The following is a 1296-nucleotide window of genomic DNA, read 5'->3' on the forward strand; positions in this document are numbered from 1 at the left end:
GGGCATTCCCCCTGATAGCTGGACACCGTAGACACTGGATCCTGAGGATCTGGGAGAACGGAGTCCCTGTGGGGATGAAGCACTATCCCGCCGAGTTCAAGGCGGATGCGGTCGCGCTGTACGAGTCGCGGCCGGGGGCGACGATCAAGGAGGTCGCTGCCGATCTGGGGGTCAATCCGGAGACGCTGCGGAACTGGCTGCGCGCGGCGGGGACGGGCGGGCGCCGGGCCGCGTCCCAGCAGTCTCCGGCGCCGCAGACGCCGCTGGAGGCGGAGAACACCGCCCTGCGCAAGAAGGTCCGCGAGCTGGAGGAGGAGCGCGACATTCTGCGCCGGGCGGCCCGGTATTTCGCCGGGGAGACGCGCTGGTGAACCGCTTCCAGTTCGTCGCCGACTTCAAGCGCCGCTTCGGCGTCAAGCGGTTGTGCACCGTACTCGGCATCGCCCGTTCGAGTTTCTACCACTGGGCCAGGACCGCCGCCGGCCGGGCGGCCAGGGCGGCGGCGGACGACGAGCTCGCCGCGCGGATACGCAAGGTGCACGCCGAATCGGACGGCACCTACGGGTCCCCGCGGATCACAGCTGAGCTCCGGGACAGCGGCGAACGCGTCAACCACAAGCGCGTCGAGCGCGTCATGCGCCGGCACCGGATCGTCGGGGTGCACCTGCGCAAGAAGCACCGCACCACCATCGCCGACCCGGCCGCCGCGAAGGCCCCCGACCTCATCCAGCGGGACTTCACCGCCGACATCCCGAACACCAAGTACGTAGGTGACATCACCTATCTGCCGGTCAACGGCGCGAAGCCGCTCTATCTGGCCACGGTCATCGACCTGTGCTCACGCCGTCTGGCGGGCTGGGCGATCGCCGATCATATGCGGGCCGAGCTCGTCATCGACGCCCTGGCCGCGGCCGAGCGCACCCGCGGCAGTCTCAACGGAGCGATCTTCCACTGCGACCACGGCTCGCAGTACACATCCGCCGCGTTCGCCGAAGCCTGCAGGTCAGCGGGTGTGAGACGGAGCATGAGCGCCGTCGGCAGCAGCGCGGACAACGCCGCCGCGGAGAGTTTCAACGCCTCACTCAAAAGGGAGACGCTCAAGGGCTCGAAAGCGTGGCCGACGGCACGTGAGGCACGACTCGACACCTTCCGCTGGGCCGGCCGCTACAACACCCGACGCCGCCACTCACGCCTCGGACAACGCAGCCCGATCACCTACGAGGCAGCACTCGACGAACAATCACCTACCCTGACACAAGCCGCATAAGCCGTGTTCAGCTTTCAGGGGGAAGCCCC

Annotated in this window: 1 protein-coding gene; it reads left to right on the forward strand. The window is 68.4% G+C overall.

The annotated features are described in order from the left end of the window. Window positions 1-68 precede the first annotated feature (68 nt). Window positions 69-1267, forward strand: a protein-coding gene (locus tag I5Q34_RS33740; RefSeq protein ID WP_199896312.1) for an IS3 family transposase whose coding sequence is annotated in 2 segments (ribosomal slippage) — window positions 69-357 and window positions 357-1267 — 1200 coding nt in all. Because the reading frame shifts where the segments join, the coding sequence is not laid out codon by codon here. Window positions 1268-1296: the final 29 nt, after the last annotated feature.

The organism is Streptomyces sp. AV19 (assembly GCF_015999245.1).
GTDB lineage: Bacteria > Actinomycetota > Actinomycetes > Streptomycetales > Streptomycetaceae > Streptomyces.